This window comes from Caldimonas sp. KR1-144 (assembly GCF_049446155.1).
Classification (GTDB): domain Bacteria; phylum Pseudomonadota; class Gammaproteobacteria; order Burkholderiales; family Burkholderiaceae_C; genus Rivibacter.
Genome location: NZ_JBMSEE010000001.1, coordinates 366,614 through 381,742, shown reverse-complemented (window position 1 = coordinate 381,742; position 15,129 = coordinate 366,614). Strand labels below are relative to the sequence as shown.

The window sequence follows — 15,129 nt, the reverse complement described above, 5'->3', positions numbered from 1 at the left end:
ACAGGTACCATGCGGCAATGCAAGACATCCTGATCAACTGGTCGCCGCAGGAGACGCGGGTGGCCATCGTCGAGAACGGCGCGGTCCAGGAGCTTCATCTGGAACGAACGCTCGAGCGCGGCTGGGTCGGCAACATCTATCTCGGCAAGGTCGCCCGCGTGCTGCCGGGCATGCAAAGCGCGTTCATCGACATCGGGCTCGAGCGCGCCGCGTTCCTGCACGTGGCGGACCTGCACCGCGACGACGGCGCCATCCCGGGCAACGTTGCGCTGCCGATCGAGAAGCAGGTGTTCGAAGGCCAGACGCTGATGGTCCAGGTCATCAAGGATCCGATCGGCACCAAGGGCGCGCGGCTGTCCACGCAGGTCAGCATTGCCGGGCGGCTGCTGGTGTTCCTGCCTCAGGACGACCGCATCGGCATCAGCCAGAAGATCGGCTCGCCGGAGCTGCGCGACCAGCTGCGCCGCCGCATGCAGACGCTGGCCGGCATGGCGGGCGGCGAGGGGGGCGGCAACGGCGGCAACGGCGCGACCGGCGGCTTCATCCTGCGCACCAATGCCGAGGAGGCGAGCGACGAGGAACTGGCCGAGGACATCGCCTACCTGCGCAAGACCTGGGCCGCGGTGCGCGAGCGCGCGTTCAAGTCGGCGCCGGGAACGCTGCTGCACGAGGATCTCAATCTCGCGCAGCGCGTGCTGCGCGACCTGGTGACCGACCGCACCCAGCTCGTGCGCATCGACTCGCGCATGACCTTCGACGCGCTCAAGGCCTTTGGTGCGCAGTACACGCCGACCGCGGTGGCGAAGCTCGAGCACTACGGCGGCGAGCGGCCGATCTTCGACCTCTTCAACATCGACCAGGAGGTCGAGCGCGCGCTGGCGCGCCGGGTCGAGCTCAAGAGCGGCGGCTACCTGATCATCGACCAGACCGAGGCGCTGACGACGATCGACGTCAACACCGGCGGCTACGTCGGCGCTCGCAACTTCGACGACACGATCTTCAAGACCAACCTCGAGGCCGCGCAGGCGATCGCGCGCCAGCTGCGCCTGCGCAACCTCGGCGGCATCATCATCATCGACTTCATCGACATGGCCCGCGACGAGCACCAGCAGGCCGTGCTCGGCGAGCTGCGCAAGCAGCTCGCGCGCGACCGCGTGAAGATCACCGTCAGCGGCTTCACGCAGCTCGGCCTCGTGGAGATGACGCGCAAGCGAACGCGCGAGTCGCTGGCACACATGATGTGCGAGCCGTGTCCCACCTGCCAGGGCCGCGGCCAGGTCAAGACCGCGCGCACCGTGTGCCACGAGGTGCTGCGCGAGGTGCTGCGCGAGGCGCGCCAGTTCAACCCGAAGGAGTTCCGCGTGGTCGCGAACGCGGCCGTGGTTGAGATGCTGCTCGACGAAGAGAGCCAGCACCTTGCCGGGCTGTCGGACTTCATCGGCAAACCGATCTCGCTGCAGGCCGATCCGGCGATGACGCCGGAGCAGTACGACATCGTGCTGCTGTAGTGCCGCGCACGCGTCGAGCAGGCCATCGCCGATGAGCCGCCGCGACGCGAACGCCCAGGCCTGGCGGGTGCTGGCGGCGCGCGGTCTGCGCGCGCTGGCCGATGGCTTCGTGGCCGTGCTGCTGCCGGCCTACCTGCTTGCGCTCGGCTTCAACACGTTCGACGTCGGCATCCTCGCCACCGCGACCCTGCTCGGCTCGGCGCTGGCGACCCTGGCGATCGGTGCCTGGGGCGCGCGCTTCGAGCCGCGTCGGCTGCTGTTGGCGTCGGCCTGGCTGATGGTCGGTACCGGCGTGGGCTTCGTCGCGTTCGACGCGTTCTGGCCGCTGCTGCTGGTGGCCTTTGTCGGCACGCTCAACCCGAGTTCGGGCGACGTCAGCGTGTTCCTGCCGCTCGAGCATGCGCGGCTTGCGCAGGCGGCGAGCGGCGCGGCACGCACGACGCTGTTCGCCCGCTACAGCGTGGTCGGCGCGCTGTGCGCCGCGCTCGGGGCGCTGGCCGCCGGCGTGCCGCAGTGGCTGGCCGGCGCGTGGGGCGTGGCGTGGTTGGATGCGCTGCGCGCGATGTTCGTCCTCCACGCGGCGATCGCGGTCGCGGTGTGGTGGCTCTACCGTGGGTTGCCCACCGTGGTCATCGAAGGCGAGCCGCCGCCGGCTGCGCTGGGGCCGTCGCGGCGCGTCGTCGTGCGGCTGGCCGCGCTGTTCGCGGTCGACGCGTTCGCGGGCGGCCTGGTGGTGAACTCGCTGCTGTCGCTGTGGTTGTTCCAGCGTTTCGGTCTGTCGCTGGCGCAAGCCGGTGCGTTCTTCTTCTGGACGGGCCTGCTGAGCGCGGCGTCGCAGTTCGCCGCGCCGCGCGTGGCGCAGCGCTTCGGCTTGCTCAACACCATGGTGTTCACCCACCTGCCGTCCAGCGTGTGCCTCGTGCTCGCAGCGCTGGCGCCGAGCCTGCCGGCCGCGCTGGTGCTGCTGTCGCTGCGAAGTGCGCTGTCGCAGATGGACGTGCCGACGCGCTCGGCCTACGTGATGGCGGTGGTCACGCCGGCCGAACGCACCGCAGCGGCGAGCTTTACCGCGGTGCCGCGCAGCCTGGCGGCGGCCTTGAGCCCCAGCCTCGCCGGCGCACTGTTCGCTGCCGGCTGGCTGGCCGCACCGATGGTGGCTTGCGGCCTGCTGAAGATCGCCTACGACCTGGCCCTGTGGCGCGCGTGCCGGCGTGACGTGCTGCGCGACCCTTGAGGCCGTATCCGGCCCCAGGGCGTCGGCCACTCAGTCGTAGTTCACTGGATCGCGCCAGGCCGGCTCGTCGTGAGCGGCCCAGTAGGCGTCTTGCAGCCGCACGGTGACGGGGCCGGGGAACCGCGGCAGCGCCACACCGTCCAGCCGCGCGACCGGCAGGATGCCGCCACCGGTGGACGTGAGGAACACCTCGTCCGCGGCGCGGAAGTCCGCCACCGGCAGTGGACCGACTTGCAGCGGGATGCCCAGGCGTTCGCACAGCTCGATCGCGGTGCGGCGAGAGATGCCCTCGAGCACGCCGCGATTGCCGGTGCGCACCACGCCATCCTTGACCATGAAGACGTTGAAGCCGGGGCCCTCGGCGATGTGCCCCAGCGCGTCGACCACGCAGCTCGTGTCGCGGCCGCGGTCGTAGGCGTCGAACATCGACTGGACGAGGTCGATCCAGTGGTAGTTCTTGACCGTCGGGTCGACCGACTCCGGCGCGATGCGCACGCGATCGCTGACGTGCAGATCGATGCCTTGCTGCTGCTTCTCGCGCGAGGCGATCCACACATAGGGCAGGGCGTAGGCGTAGAAGCGGTTCTGGGCCAGGCGCGGATCGCGCGCGCCGCGCGGCGGCACGCCGCGGGTGCAGACCATCGCGACGTACGCGTCGCGCAGGCCGGCGGCGCGCACGCAGCCGTGCAGGATCTCGCGCAGCTCGGCGCGGCTGTGAGGGATCGCCAGGCGCATCTTCGCGAGGCTGGCGAAGAAGCGGTCGATGTGGTCGTCGAGCCGGAAGAAGGCGCCTTGCCAGGTGCTGGCCACGTCGTAGGTGGCGTCGGAGCGCGTGAAGCCCCAGTCGAACAGCGAGACCTTGGCTTCGGATAGCGGGACGTAGGCGCCATCGGCGAAGGCGCAGCCGCCGTCGAACGAGTGCGGGGCGGGGGTGGACGGCAGGGGCGGGGCCATGCGATCAAACGCCGATGGGTTCAGTTTGGCAACTCGGGCTTGGTCAGCATGCCCGACAGGGAGCCCGCCATGCCTGTGATCCCCTCATTGGACAGTCCGGCGTCCTTCATCACTGCATCGACGATGGGCTTGGCAAGCTGGTACTGCAGCGCCGAATTCATGACCTGCTCGGGAAACGTGGCACCGCCAGCGCCGGCAGCACCATCGACTCCGGAACTTGCCGCGCCGGGCATGCCGTTGACCTGAAAGATCCGAATCGAGTCGATCTTCTCCATGGGTCGTACCGCCTGTTCAAGGATCTGCGGCAACTGCTGCAGCAGCAGCGTGCGAACCTGCAGGTCGATCTGCGCAGCCGAAAGCGTGTTCAGCGCCTCGTTGATGGCGCGCTTGCCTTCGGCCTCGGCCAGCGCAGCGGCCTGCCGCGCTTTTGCTTCGATGGTCAGGGCCTCGGCACGGTCCAGCGCGGCCTCCTTCTCCGCCAAAGCCGATACCTTGACGGCAATGGCGTTCTGCTCCGCTTCCTTCGAAGCCTCGATAAGCTGAATGTTCTTCTCGCGTTCCGCCACGGCGACCTGGCGCGCCGTGTTCACGGCCTCCTCGGCCTTGACGGATTCCGCTCGTGCCAAGTTGGCCGCAGCATCGGCATCGGATTGCTCGCGCGACTTGTTGGCGATCGCGATCTGCGTGTCCTGCCTGGCAATCTCAACCTGCTTGCGTTGTTCGGCGCGCTGCATTTCGGTCTTGCGCTCGAGCTCGATCTCGCGCGTCTGGACTACCAAGTTCTTGTCCAGTTCGGCCGCCTTGATTTCACGTTCAGCCTCGATGCGCTTCTGGCTCACCTGCCGCTCGGCTTCGATCTTGGCGGCTTCCGCCTCACGGCTGCGCTCAGCCTGCTGAGAGGCAATCAGTGCGACCTGCTCCGCACGCGTAATCTCGATCTCGCGCTTTTGCGCCAGCGTTGCGAACTCCTGGTCTTTCTCGATCGTCAGCTTTTGTCGAATGGCATCCAGGTTCTTCGTGCGAACCTGAACCTCGGTGTCTTGTTCGACATCATTGCGCTGCTTGCGGCGAGCCTCGGTCTGCTCGGTGAGCCGCGTCAGGCCCTCGGCATCGAATGCATTGTTCGGGTTGAAGAACTGCTTGTCCGTCTGGTCCAGGCTGGTGAGTGACACCGATTCCAACTCGAGGCCGTTCTTTTCCAGATCTTCCGCCACAGCGTTCTGTACCGCCTGGACGAAGTCGCGACGCTTGTCCTGAAGCTCCTGGATCGTCATCGTCGCGGCAGTCGCCCGCAACGAGTCGACGAACTTGTCTTCGACCAGCGCCTTGAGCTCGTCAGGACTCATCGTCCGGGATCCCAGGGTCTGGGCAGCAATGCTGACGGCTTCTTCGGTCTGCTTGACCCGCACGAAGAAGGCAGCCGTGACGTCGACGCGCATGCGGTCCTTGGTGATCAGGCTCTCCCGCTCGCGGCGAACGACCTCTAGCTTGAGCGTGTTCATGTTCACCAGAACACGCTCATGAAAGACGGGCAGGACGATTGCGCCGCCGTCCATGATGACCTTCTGCCCGCCCAGGCCGGTGCGGACAAACGCTGTCTCTTTCGTGGACCGCTTGTACAGCCGCGCGAAGATGATGCCGATGGTCAGAAGCGCGACAAGGGCGATGCCCGCGATGGTCAGTAGCTCGATCAGATTGCTCATTTGGTGTGTTCTCCCTTTTCCAGCGTCGAGATTGTTCGAATCTGGTCTGTTCCTACATCAAGGTCGGATGCGGATTGACGATGCAGCGATAGAAGGCTCCGATCTTTCTGACGATGAGCACCTGCGTACCTTCTTCGAATACTTCGTCGTCCAGATCGGGCTCGACCATCAGGTAGTGCGAGCGGCCATGGATGTCCTTCACCCTGGCCTGCGCAGCGAGACCTCGTCGGGCGCCGCCGCTCACGATCACGCCGGTCCTGCCAACAAGGCTTAGTTCGCTGACGGCGCTGGTTTCATCGCGCGGGACGATGTGCGCGATGAGCGCGCCGACGCCTCGAACAGTCGCCATTCCGGCCGGGACGGCCAGCACCCCCGCCAGCGCCGCAGGAATGTACCCACCGAACAATCCGTTGGACACCAACTGCAAGCTGTAGCCGAACAGCGTGTAGCCGCTCAGGAATAGCAGCAGCAGCACCAGGGCAGGTACCTTGCCGACATGCAGCCAGCCAAGCACCCGATCGAGCCCCGAGTCTGCGTCGACGTCGGGTAGCAGGTCGTCCAAGAGGTTGCTGGGGCTCATCGAGACCAGCATGCCTAGGCCTTCGAGGAGAGCAATGCCGACGATCAGTGCGAAGCCAATGCCGAACGGCAGGTTCTGCGGCGCGGTGAACAGGCTCATGCCTTGTTCGCCTTCAGCTCTGCCATGCGCTGCGAGATCTTGTTCTCGCGGACCATGTCGTCGAGTTCCTTGAGCTGCGCGGCCTGCTGCAAGCTGCTGCTGCGCGCCGTGCCGGAAAGGCCGGTCTGACGCTGGTAGATGCGATCGAAAGCGCTCGTCACCTTGTCAATGCGTTGCTCGACATGTCCGCCGTGCACATTGCCTTTCGCCGACGCCGTCCCGCCAGCAGCGGCTCTACTGGCGCGGAAATCAGTCAGTGCGTCCTGCATTTCCCGCTTCTTTGCGAGTAGGGCGGCCACGTAGCCTTGGAGCTCGCCCTCCTGGCGAGCAAGCTCGGCAAGTGTTGTTTCGAGCACGGGAAGCTGGGCTTCGATGTCAAGCTGCCGTGCGACGGCCGCGCGTGCCAACTCTTCGCGGCTGCCGGCCAATGCCTCTTCGATCTGATCTGCCAGCTTGGCATGCTGGCTGTTCAGATTGGCGTGTCTTTGTTGAGAGAGGTGGCGATTGGCCGAGACCACACCGAGTTCGTGTCGCACTTCGTCGATCACCGCGTCTGCCTCGCGAATCGACTGCTCCATCATGGCCTCGGGCGCCTGATCCTCGATGTGGTCGAGCAGCGCGTGCATGCTGCCGGCGATGACTCGTCCAACGCGGGTCTTGAGGGGTTCGGACATCTCAGGATCCTTTCGAAGTCTGCAGGTTGGCGGCCAGTTCGACCGCTTGACTCATGTAGCGTCGCACGACGGTGGGGTCGTACGCCGCCGCATGCAGCGTGGTTCCTTGACGCAGCAAGGTTTCGCACAGGGCGAATGCGCGACGAACGAGCGCATCCTCGAACTTGGTCGCCTCGATCTCGTCGCCGGGAGTTTGGCTCACGACCAAGGCGACGCATGCTGTCAAGTGATCGAGCAGCAGGCTCACGACCTCCGAATGTTTGCCCGTTCGTCCTTCCGTGCGGACCAGCGCTTCACGCAACCGGCCCGTCAGATCGCGTGCCCAGGCGTGCGCGGCAACGTAGTCCAGGGCGCCGTCGTGCTGACGCTTGAGCTGGCCGAGGAGAACGCGCAGCTTGTCGCTGTTGGTCGTCGCGCCCTCGACCTGCAGTTGCGCCAGCCATAGGTACAGGTCGCTCGGAATCCGCGCCGACAGCGGTTCCATCGTGGAGGGGGATGCGTGCGCGGCCATGGCACTTCGCCTTCACATCGGTTGGGTTGACTGCGAATGTATTCGAATGAATTCGATTGTCAACACCAAGACTTGATGGCCCATTGCTCAACCTTTGCATCACCGATGGTGCGAGCCGTCAAAAGGTGCGCGCGTCGTTCATGCCAAAAGACGAAAGGGGCGATCGCCTTGCCGCGATGCCCCTTGCCTGGTCCGTTTGAACGGCGTCAGCCCTTGCTCTTGGGTACGCGCCCGAGCAGATAGAACTCCTCGTTCGGCCGCAACGACATCAGGTTGGCCATGCGGTTCGAGAGGCCGAACAGCGCGGTGATGCCGCCGATGTCCCAGATGTCGTCGTCGGAAAAGCCGTGCGAGCGCAAGGCGGCGATGTCGGTATCGCCGATGTTCTGCGCGTCGCTGCAGACCTTGAGCGCGAAATCGATCATCGCGTGCTGGCGCGGCGTGAGGTCGGCCTTGGCGGGGTTGGTCGCGAGCTGGTCGGCGATCAGCGGGTTCTTTTCGTAGATGCGCAGGATCGCGCCGTGCGCGACCACGCAGTACAGGCAGCGGTTCACGCCGCTGGTGGCGACGATGATCATTTCCTTCTCGCCCTTGCTGAGGCCCGAGTCGCGCAGCAGCAGCGCGTCGTGGTAGGCGAAGAAGGCGCGGAACTCGTCGGGCCGGTGCGCCAGCGCGAGAAAGATGTTGGGCACGAAGCCCGCCTTTTCCTGCACCGCGAGGATCTTCTCGCGCAGGTCCTCGGGCAGGGCGTTCAGGTCGGGCACCGGCCAGCGGCTGATGGGTTTGGGGGCGGTCATCGGCGGCTCCTCGAGATGAACTGGGTCGCTCAGGTATTGAACTGCAACGCGTGAAGCCGCGAGAAGAGCCCGCCGCGCGCGATCAGTTCGGCGTGTGTGCCTTCCTCGATGACGCGGCCTTCGTCGAGCACGACCACGCGGTCGGCGGCCTCGATGGTCGACAGGCGGTGCGCGATGACGATCGAGGTGCGCCCGGCCATCAGCTTCTCCAGCGCCGACTGCACCATGCGTTCGCTTTCGGTGTCGAGCGCGGAGGTGGCTTCGTCGAGCAGCAGGATCGGCGCGTTCTTGTAGATCGCCCGCGCGATCGCCAGCCGCTGGCGCTGGCCGCCCGACAGCTCGCGGCCGTTGTGGCCGATCACCGTGTCCAGGCCCTGCGGCAGCGCCTCGACGTACTCGAGCAGGTTCGCGCCGCGCAGCGCCTGGATCACGCGATCGCGGTCCAGCGTGTCGCCGAAGCTCACGTTGGCGGCGATCGTGTCGTTGAACAACACGACCTCCTGGCTCACGAGCGCGAACTGGCTGCGCAGCGCGCGCAGATCCCACTGCGGCAGCGGCACGCCGTCGAGCCGGATCTCGCCCGCGCTGGGCTCGAGGAAGCGCGGCAGCATGTTGACGAGCGTCGACTTGCCGGCGCCCGAGGGGCCGACGAGCGCGATGGTCTTGCCGGCGGGAATGTCGAGCGTGACGGCGTCGAGCGCCGGGCGCTGGTCGTCCTTGTAGCGCAGGCTCACGTCGCGCAGCAGCAGATGGCCGTGCACCGTCGCCGGCGCATGCGTGCCGCCGGTTTCCTGAGGCGCGTGGTGGGCCAGCGCCAGGCCGCGCTGCACGGCGGCCAGGCCGCGCGTCACCGGCGCGGTCACGTCCGACAGCCGGCGCAGCGGGTTGATCAGCGTGGCCATCGCGACGATGTAGGACACGAAGGTGCCGACCGTGCTGCCTTGTTCGCGACCCTGCCAAAGTGCCAGCACGATGACCGCCGACAGCGCGCAGGCCGTGAGCAGCTGCGTGGTCGGCGTGAGCACCGAGGAGGCCACGGTCGACTTCATCACCAGCCGGCGCACCGCGTCGCTCGCGCGCGCGAAGCGCTCGCGCTGCAGCGGCGCCGCGTCGTGCAGCCGCACCAGCCGCCAGGCCAGCACGTTCTCCTCGACGACGTAGGCGAGCTGGTCGGTGGCCTTCTGACCCTCGCGCGTGAGCCGGTGCATGCGCTTGCCGAACACGCGCATGACCCAGGCGACCGAGGGAAACAGCAGCGCGATCATCAGCGTGAGCTGCCAATTCACCCAGACGAGATAGCCCAGCAGCGCCGCGACGGTCAGCGAGTCCTTCATCAGGATCTGCGCCGCGTTGACCAGCTGGTTGGCACCCGACTGCAGTTCGTAGACGACGGTGTTGATCAGGCTGCTCGAGGTCTGCTGCGACATCAGCGCCGGGTTGGAGCCGAGCAGGCGCGAGAACATCGCGCCGCGCATGCGCAGCGTGCCGCGGTTGGCAACCCAGGCGAGCGAGTAGTCGACCACGAATCCGGCCAGGCCCCGCACCAGGAACAGGCCGATGATCGCCAGTGGAACCGCCCACAGCGGAAAGCCCTGAGCCAGGAAGCCCTGGTCGAGCAGCGGCTTCATCATCCGGGCGAACGCGGCCTCGCAGGCGCCGCCGATCGCCGCGCCGAGCGCGGCCACCGCGAACGGCCAGCGCGAGTCGCCGAAGTAGGGAAGGAGTTCGCGCAGGCGCTCAGGGATGCTCGGAGAGGGGTTCAACATGCGTGGCGTGGGGCCGCGCCCATCGCGGCCGCGGGATTATGCGGCCCGCCCTGCGCCCACCAGGCCCGGCGCTGCCTACAATCCGGGCCGGACCGCAACACCGTGTCACGACTTTCTGCACCGGGGCGTGACGGGCGCGCACAGGGCCGCTGGTATCCTCTCGCGCTGCTCTCGCTGCGCCGTCGCAGTCCGCACGACAGACCGATGACCGACGCTCTCGCACGCGCGCCTCGCGCCACCGTTTCCCTTTCACGCCGTCACCTCGTTGCCTTGCCGCTGGCCGCGGCGCTGGCTCCGGCGCTGGCCCAGTTCCGCGTCGAGATCTCCGGAGTCGGCGCCACCCAGCTGCCGATCGCCGCGCTGCGCTTTCGAGACGAGGACAAGGCACCGCAGCCGGTGGGCTCGATCGTGCGCGCCGACCTCGAGCGCAGCGGCTACTTCAAGCCCATCGACGCCAGCAGCGCCGTCATCGACGAAGGCGCGCAGCCGGTCATGAGCGACTGGCGTGGCCGCGGCGCCGACGCGCTGGTGGCCGGCTCGGTGACGCGCCTGGCAGACGGCCGCTTCGACGTGCGCTACCGCCTGTGGGACACGGTCCAGGGCCGCGATCTCGGCGGCGCCAGCTTTGCCGTGCCGGCCGCCGATCTTCGTCTCGCAGCACACCAGATCGCCGACGCCATCTACGAGAAGCTCACCGGCGACAAGGGCGTGTTCTCGACCCGCATCGCCTACGTCACCAAGGGTGGCGGGCGCTACACGCTGTGGATCGCCGACGCCGACGGGGAAGGCGCCCAGTCGGCGCTGGCCAGCCCGGAGCCGATCATCTCGCCGGCCTGGTCGCCCGACGGCCGCGAAGTGGCCTACGTCTCGTTCGAGGCGAAGAAGGCCGTGGTCTACGTGCAGGAAGTCGCCAGCGGCAAGCGTCGCACGCTGGCGGCCTTTCGCGGCTCGAACAGCGCGCCGGCGTGGTCACCCGACGGCCGCCAGCTGGCCGTCACGCTCACGCGCGACGGCGGCTCGCAGCTCTACCTCATCGGCCGCGACGGCGGCGAGCCGCGCCGCATCACGAACAGCGGAGCGATCGACACCGAGGCCGCGTTCTCGCCCGACGGCAAGTCGATCTACTTCGTCAGCGACCGCGGCGGCGGTCCGCAGATCTATCGCATGCCGGCCGCTGGCGGTGCCGCCGAACGCGTCACCTTCGGCGGCAGCTACAACATCAGCCCGGCCATCAGCCCGGACGGCAAGACGCTGGCCTACATCACGCGCGACGGCGGCGCGTTCCGCCTGCAGGCGCTCGATCTCGCCAGCGGAACCGCCCGCCCCTTGAGCGACACGAACGACGACGAAAGTCCCAGCTTCGCGCCCAACGGAAAGCTGATCGTCTACGCCTCGCGCGCCCAGGGCCGCGACGTCCTCATGACGACCACGCTCGACGGCAAGATCAAGGCGCGGCTCGTGTCGACGCAAGCCGATGTCCGCGAACCGGTCTGGGGCCCGTTCGGCCGCTGACGACACGGCCAGGCGCCCCGGTTTTTTGATTTCGTACGAAGGGAATGACCCATATGAACATGCTGAAGTCGTTGACCTCCACGCCGCTCGCCATCGCGGCTGCCGCTGCGGCGCTCCTGCTCGGCGGCTGCGCCTCGGACGTCAAGCTGGACCAACCCCCGGTCGAGAACCGCAGCACGAGCGGCGCCGCCGGCGCCGGCAACGGCGGCACCGGTGCTCCGGCGTCGCAGGTCGCCAACGTGGACCTGGCGGCGCAGAACGCCGCGGCGTGGAGCAAACTCGGCAAGGTCGTCTACTTCGACTTCGACAGCTACGTCGTCAAGGACGAGTTCCGCCCGCTGGTCGACAGCTACGCCAAGCTGATGAACGCCGACCGCAAGAAGAAGGTCGTCGTCGAAGGCCACACGGACGAGCGCGGCGGCCGCGAGTACAACCTGGCGCTCGGCCAGAAGCGCGCCGAAGCGGTGGTTCGATCGCTGAGCCTGCTGGGCGTGCAGGATGGCCAGCTCGAGGCCGTGAGCTACGGCAAGGAGCGTCCTGCCGACACCGGCCATGACGAAGCCGCCTGGGCCAAGAACCGCCGCGCCGAACTGCGCGAGCGTTGATTGCCATGCGCGCCGCGCCCTTGCTGAGATCAACGCTCGCGGCGCTGTCGCTCGTCGCCGTGCTGCCCGCGCAAGCGGGCTTGTTCGACGACGAGGAGGCGCGCCGCGCGATCCTCGACCTGCGTTCGCGCATCGACCAGACCGGCGAGGCGCAGCGCAAGAAGGACGCCGAGCTGGCCGAGCAGGTCAACGGCATGCGAGGCGGCCTGCTTGAGCTCAATGCGACGATCGAGCAGCTGCGCGCCGAGATCGCGCGGCTGCGCGGCATCAACGAGCAGCTGCAGCGCGACGTCTCCGACCTGCAGCGCCGCCAGAAAGACGTGCAGCAGGGCATCGACGACCGGCTTCGCAAGCTCGAGCCGCAGAAGGTCAGTGTCGACGGCGTCGAGTTCCTCGCCGACCCCGAGGAGACGCGCCAGTTCAACGAAGCGCTGGCGCAGCTGCGCGGCGGCGACTTCGCCGGCGCCGGTTCGGCGTTCTCGGCGTTCCAGCGCCGCTACCCGTCCAGCGGCTACGGCCCCAGCGCCCAGTACTGGCTCGGCAATGCGCTGTACGGCAAGCGCGACTATCGCGATGCGATCAACACCTTCCGTGCGCTGGTGAACAACAGCCCGGACCACCCCAAGGCGCCCGAGGCGATGCTGGCGATCGCCAATTGCCAGATCGAGCTCAAGGACATCAAGTCCGCCCGCAAGACGCTCGACGACCTGCAGAAGGCCTACCCGAAGTCGGAAGCCGCGCAGGCCGGCCGGCAGCGCCTGGCGGCGCTCAAGTGAGCGTCGCGGCGCTGGCCCCCGCGGCCGGCGAGGCCGCGGACCTCGAGCGCCGCTTCGGCGGTCTGCGGCGTCTCTACGGCGATGAAGGCTACGAACGCCTGCGCGCCGCGCGCATCGCGGTCGTCGGCGTCGGCGGCGTGGGTTCCTGGGCCGCCGAGGCATTGGCGCGCAGCGGCGTGGCCGAGCTGACGCTGATCGATCTCGACCACGTCGCCGAATCCAACATCAACCGGCAGGTCCATGCGCTCGAGTCGACGCTCGGGCAGGCCAAGGTGCGCGCGCTGGCCGAGCGCATCGCGCAGATTCATCCGTCGTGCCGCGTGCACGAGGTGGAGGAGTTCGTCGAGCCGGGCAACTGGCCGTCGTTGCTGCCTGCTGCCGTGGACGTGGTCATCGACGCCTGCGACCAGCGCGCCGCCAAGGCAGCGATCGCGGCGTGGGCGCTAGCGCATGGCGCGGCGGTGGTCCTGTGCGGCGCGGCCGGCGGCAAGCGCCAGGCGCATGCCGTGGCGGTCGACGATCTCGCGAACGTGACTCACGACCCGTTGCTGGCCTCGCTGCGCCAGCAGTTGCGGCGCCAGCACGGCGCCGCGCGCACGGGACCGATCGGCCTGAGCTGCGTCTATTCGCGCGAGGCCGTGAAGCGCCCCGAGGGCGAGTGCGACGTCGACGGCAGCCTCAACTGCCATGGCTACGGATCCTCAGTCAGCGTGACCGCGACCTTCGGCCTGGTTGCGGCCAGCGTCGCCATCGAGCGCTGCATTCGCGATCGCACCGCAAAGGCTTGATCGGTTACGAAACACGTGGCTATAATGGCGGGCTCGCCGGGTTGTTAGCTCAGTCGGTAGAGCAGCAGACTTTTAATCTGTTGGTCGCAGGTTCGATCCCTGCACAACCCACCAGCGATCTATCCAGCGGCAGCCAGTAGATTGCCGGTGGGACAAGAAAAGTTTCAGGGCTCTTAGCTCAGTTGGTAGAGCAGCGGACTCTTAATCCGTAGGTCGAGTGTTCGAGTCACTCAGGGCCCACCAGTCAGTCACAAGGCCCGGCAGCGCAAGCTGCCGGGCCTTGTGCATTTGCGGGCCTGCGCGCCCGCGCCGGGCATCATCGCGCGCAGCCATCAAAGGGTAATTCCCAGGCGGGCTATCGCTAGGCCGTCAGTTTCTGTAAGAAACAAGTAAGGGGCCCGAAAGGAAAGTCGCGTCTGCGATGCTGACCTTTCTGAACCTCGCGCAGCTGCTGCTGTACATCCCCCTGCTGGCCCTGGCCGGGCAGGGCTTGCTCTTCGTGCTGGCGGGCTCGCGTCGCCAATCGAATGTGTTCTACCAGCTGCTGCAGCTGCTTTCGAAGCCGTTCACCGTCGTCGTGCGCAAGATGACGCCGGCACGCGTGGCCGACCAGCATGTGCCGGTGGTGACTTTCTTGCTGCTGCTCATTGCCTATGCAGTGGTGAGCTTCGAGAAGATCAATCACTGCATCCGGATCGGGGTGCATCTGTGTCAGTGAAGCGCCGCGGCTTCGATGCCTGGCGCCTGAAGGCGCGCGCGGTCGCGCTGCTGCTGCTCGGCCGGCGCGAGGCGGCCGAGGCCGTGTTCGGCCAGATGCTCGAGCGATGGCCGGACGACCCCTATGCGTTGGCCAGCCGCGCCCACGTGCGCGCGCAGCTCGGTCGGCGCGACGATGCCATCGCCGACGCGCAGGCCTTGGTCGACCGCCATCCGATGCGCAGCGCCGCCGACTGGTTCAACCTCGCCTTCCTGCTCGAGGAGGCCGATCGCGTCGAGGAGGCCGAGGCTGCGTTTCGTCGCGCCGTGGCACTCGACGACAAGCTCGACCGGGCCTGGTACGGCCTGGGCCTGGCGCTCATTCGCCAGCAACGGTTCGACGAGGCGGTGATGGCGCTCAAGCGCAACACCGAGCTTCAGCCCATGAGCCCCTATGGCTGGTACCAGCTGGCCCGGGTGCACGTGGATCGCAAGGACCCTGAGGCGGCGCGCAAGGTCATTCGCCATCTCCAGGGATTCGAACCCAAGGTCGCGGCTCAACTGCAGCGCGAGACCGGGCTGGCGCCGTAAGACTGCGATTGCAGTTCGTCACGGCGGTTTGGAGGGTGCCCAGTGAGCACCCGGTGACAACGTTGGAGGCAACTGCAATGCAACTGACCGAGCGACACCGAGAGTACTGGCGAAGGAACCTGCGGATCACCGGCGTCCTGCTGGCGATCTGGTTCGTGGTGACCTTCGTCGTGGGCTACTTCGCCCGCGAGCTGAACTTCACCTTCTTCGGCTGGCCCTTCAGCTTCTGGGTGGCGGCGCAGGGCGCGCTGATCGTCTACTGCCTGATCATCTGGTACTACGCGCGGGTCATGAACCGGCTGGACCAGGAGTACGGCGTCCACGAGGAGGAATGA

The 15,129-nt window shown here is 67.4% G+C and carries 16 protein-coding genes and 2 tRNA genes; 11 read left to right on the top strand and 7 right to left on the bottom strand.

Translation table 11 applies throughout. The annotated features are described in order from the left end of the window. Positions 1-17: 17 nt before the first annotated feature. Positions 18-1,508 (top strand): ribonuclease G, encoded by a 1,491-nt coding sequence (rng, locus tag ACO2TI_RS01935; protein ID WP_423281744.1) that lies wholly within the window; start codon positions 18-20, stop codon positions 1,506-1,508. Positions 1,509-1,539: 31 nt separating this feature from the next. After that, positions 1,540-2,742 (top strand): MFS transporter, encoded by a 1,203-nt coding sequence (locus ACO2TI_RS01930; protein ID WP_423281743.1) that lies wholly within the window; start codon positions 1,540-1,542, stop codon positions 2,740-2,742. Between the two features lie 30 nt (positions 2,743-2,772). Here the strand turns inward: ACO2TI_RS01930 and ACO2TI_RS01925 are convergent, their stop codons facing one another. The 7 genes from ACO2TI_RS01925 to msbA form a co-directional block, all read right to left on the bottom strand. Further along, positions 2,773-3,696 (bottom strand): aminotransferase class IV, encoded by a 924-nt coding sequence (locus ACO2TI_RS01925; protein WP_423281742.1) that lies wholly within the window; start codon positions 3,694-3,696, stop codon positions 2,773-2,775. A 20-nt stretch (positions 3,697-3,716) separates the two neighbouring features. Continuing rightward, on the bottom strand, positions 3,717-5,399 hold the full coding sequence (locus ACO2TI_RS01920) for a flotillin family protein (RefSeq protein ID WP_423281740.1): 1,683 nt from the start codon (positions 5,397-5,399) through the stop codon (positions 3,717-3,719). Positions 5,400-5,451: 52 nt separating this feature from the next. Further along, positions 5,452-6,078, bottom strand: coding sequence for a YqiJ family protein (locus ACO2TI_RS01915; protein ID WP_423281739.1), 627 nt, complete (start codon positions 6,076-6,078; stop codon positions 5,452-5,454). Next, positions 6,075-6,752, bottom strand: coding sequence for a PspA/IM30 family protein (locus ACO2TI_RS01910; protein ID WP_423281737.1), 678 nt, complete (start codon positions 6,750-6,752; stop codon positions 6,075-6,077). The genes ACO2TI_RS01915 and ACO2TI_RS01910 overlap by 4 nt, the downstream gene beginning before the upstream one ends. A gap of 1 nt (position 6,753) precedes the next feature. Further along, positions 6,754-7,263 carry a hypothetical protein gene (locus ACO2TI_RS01905; RefSeq protein WP_423281736.1) on the bottom strand — a complete coding sequence of 170 codons (510 nt, stop codon included), beginning with the start codon at positions 7,261-7,263 and terminating at the stop codon, positions 6,754-6,756. A gap of 206 nt (positions 7,264-7,469) precedes the next feature. After that, positions 7,470-8,060, bottom strand: a complete 591-nt coding sequence (locus ACO2TI_RS01900; RefSeq protein WP_423281734.1) for a peroxidase-related enzyme — start codon at positions 8,058-8,060, stop codon at positions 7,470-7,472. Positions 8,061-8,089: 29 nt separating this feature from the next. After that, complete coding sequence (msbA, locus tag ACO2TI_RS01895; RefSeq protein WP_423281733.1) at positions 8,090-9,826, bottom strand: lipid A export permease/ATP-binding protein MsbA; 1,737 nt, start codon at positions 9,824-9,826, stop codon at positions 8,090-8,092. Positions 9,827-10,030: 204 nt separating this feature from the next. Here msbA and tolB point away from each other — a divergent pair, with 204 nt between their 5' ends. The 9 genes from tolB (at position 10,031) to ACO2TI_RS01850 (ending at position 15,129) form a co-directional block, all read left to right on the top strand. Beyond that, positions 10,031-11,338, top strand: a complete 1,308-nt coding sequence (gene tolB, locus ACO2TI_RS01890) for a Tol-Pal system beta propeller repeat protein TolB (RefSeq protein ID WP_423281732.1) — start codon at positions 10,031-10,033, stop codon at positions 11,336-11,338. A gap of 53 nt (positions 11,339-11,391) precedes the next feature. Beyond that, a complete protein-coding gene (gene pal / locus ACO2TI_RS01885) occupies positions 11,392-11,943 on the top strand; it encodes a peptidoglycan-associated lipoprotein Pal (protein WP_423281731.1) in 552 nt (183 codons plus the stop codon). Between the two features lie 5 nt (positions 11,944-11,948). After that, on the top strand, positions 11,949-12,719 hold the full coding sequence (gene ybgF / locus ACO2TI_RS01880) for a tol-pal system protein YbgF (RefSeq protein ID WP_423281730.1): 771 nt from the start codon (positions 11,949-11,951) through the stop codon (positions 12,717-12,719). Beyond that, complete coding sequence (locus ACO2TI_RS01875) at positions 12,716-13,507, top strand: tRNA threonylcarbamoyladenosine dehydratase (RefSeq protein WP_423281729.1); 792 nt, start codon at positions 12,716-12,718, stop codon at positions 13,505-13,507. Before ybgF ends, ACO2TI_RS01875 begins: the two co-directional genes overlap by 4 nt. A 38-nt stretch (positions 13,508-13,545) precedes the next feature. Next, positions 13,546-13,621: transfer RNA gene (locus ACO2TI_RS01870), tRNA-Lys, on the top strand. Between the two features lie 53 nt (positions 13,622-13,674). Continuing rightward, positions 13,675-13,750 (top strand) — tRNA-Lys (locus ACO2TI_RS01865). A 178-nt stretch (positions 13,751-13,928) separates the two neighbouring features. After that, positions 13,929-14,225, top strand: a complete 297-nt coding sequence (locus ACO2TI_RS01860; RefSeq protein ID WP_423281728.1) for a hypothetical protein — start codon at positions 13,929-13,931, stop codon at positions 14,223-14,225. After that, on the top strand, positions 14,216-14,794 hold the full coding sequence (locus tag ACO2TI_RS01855) for a tetratricopeptide repeat protein (protein WP_423281727.1): 579 nt from the start codon (positions 14,216-14,218) through the stop codon (positions 14,792-14,794). The genes ACO2TI_RS01860 and ACO2TI_RS01855 overlap by 10 nt, the downstream gene beginning before the upstream one ends. Before the next feature lie 77 nt (positions 14,795-14,871). Then, positions 14,872-15,129 carry a DUF4212 domain-containing protein gene (locus ACO2TI_RS01850; protein WP_423281726.1) on the top strand — a complete coding sequence of 86 codons (258 nt, stop codon included), beginning with the start codon at positions 14,872-14,874 and terminating at the stop codon, positions 15,127-15,129.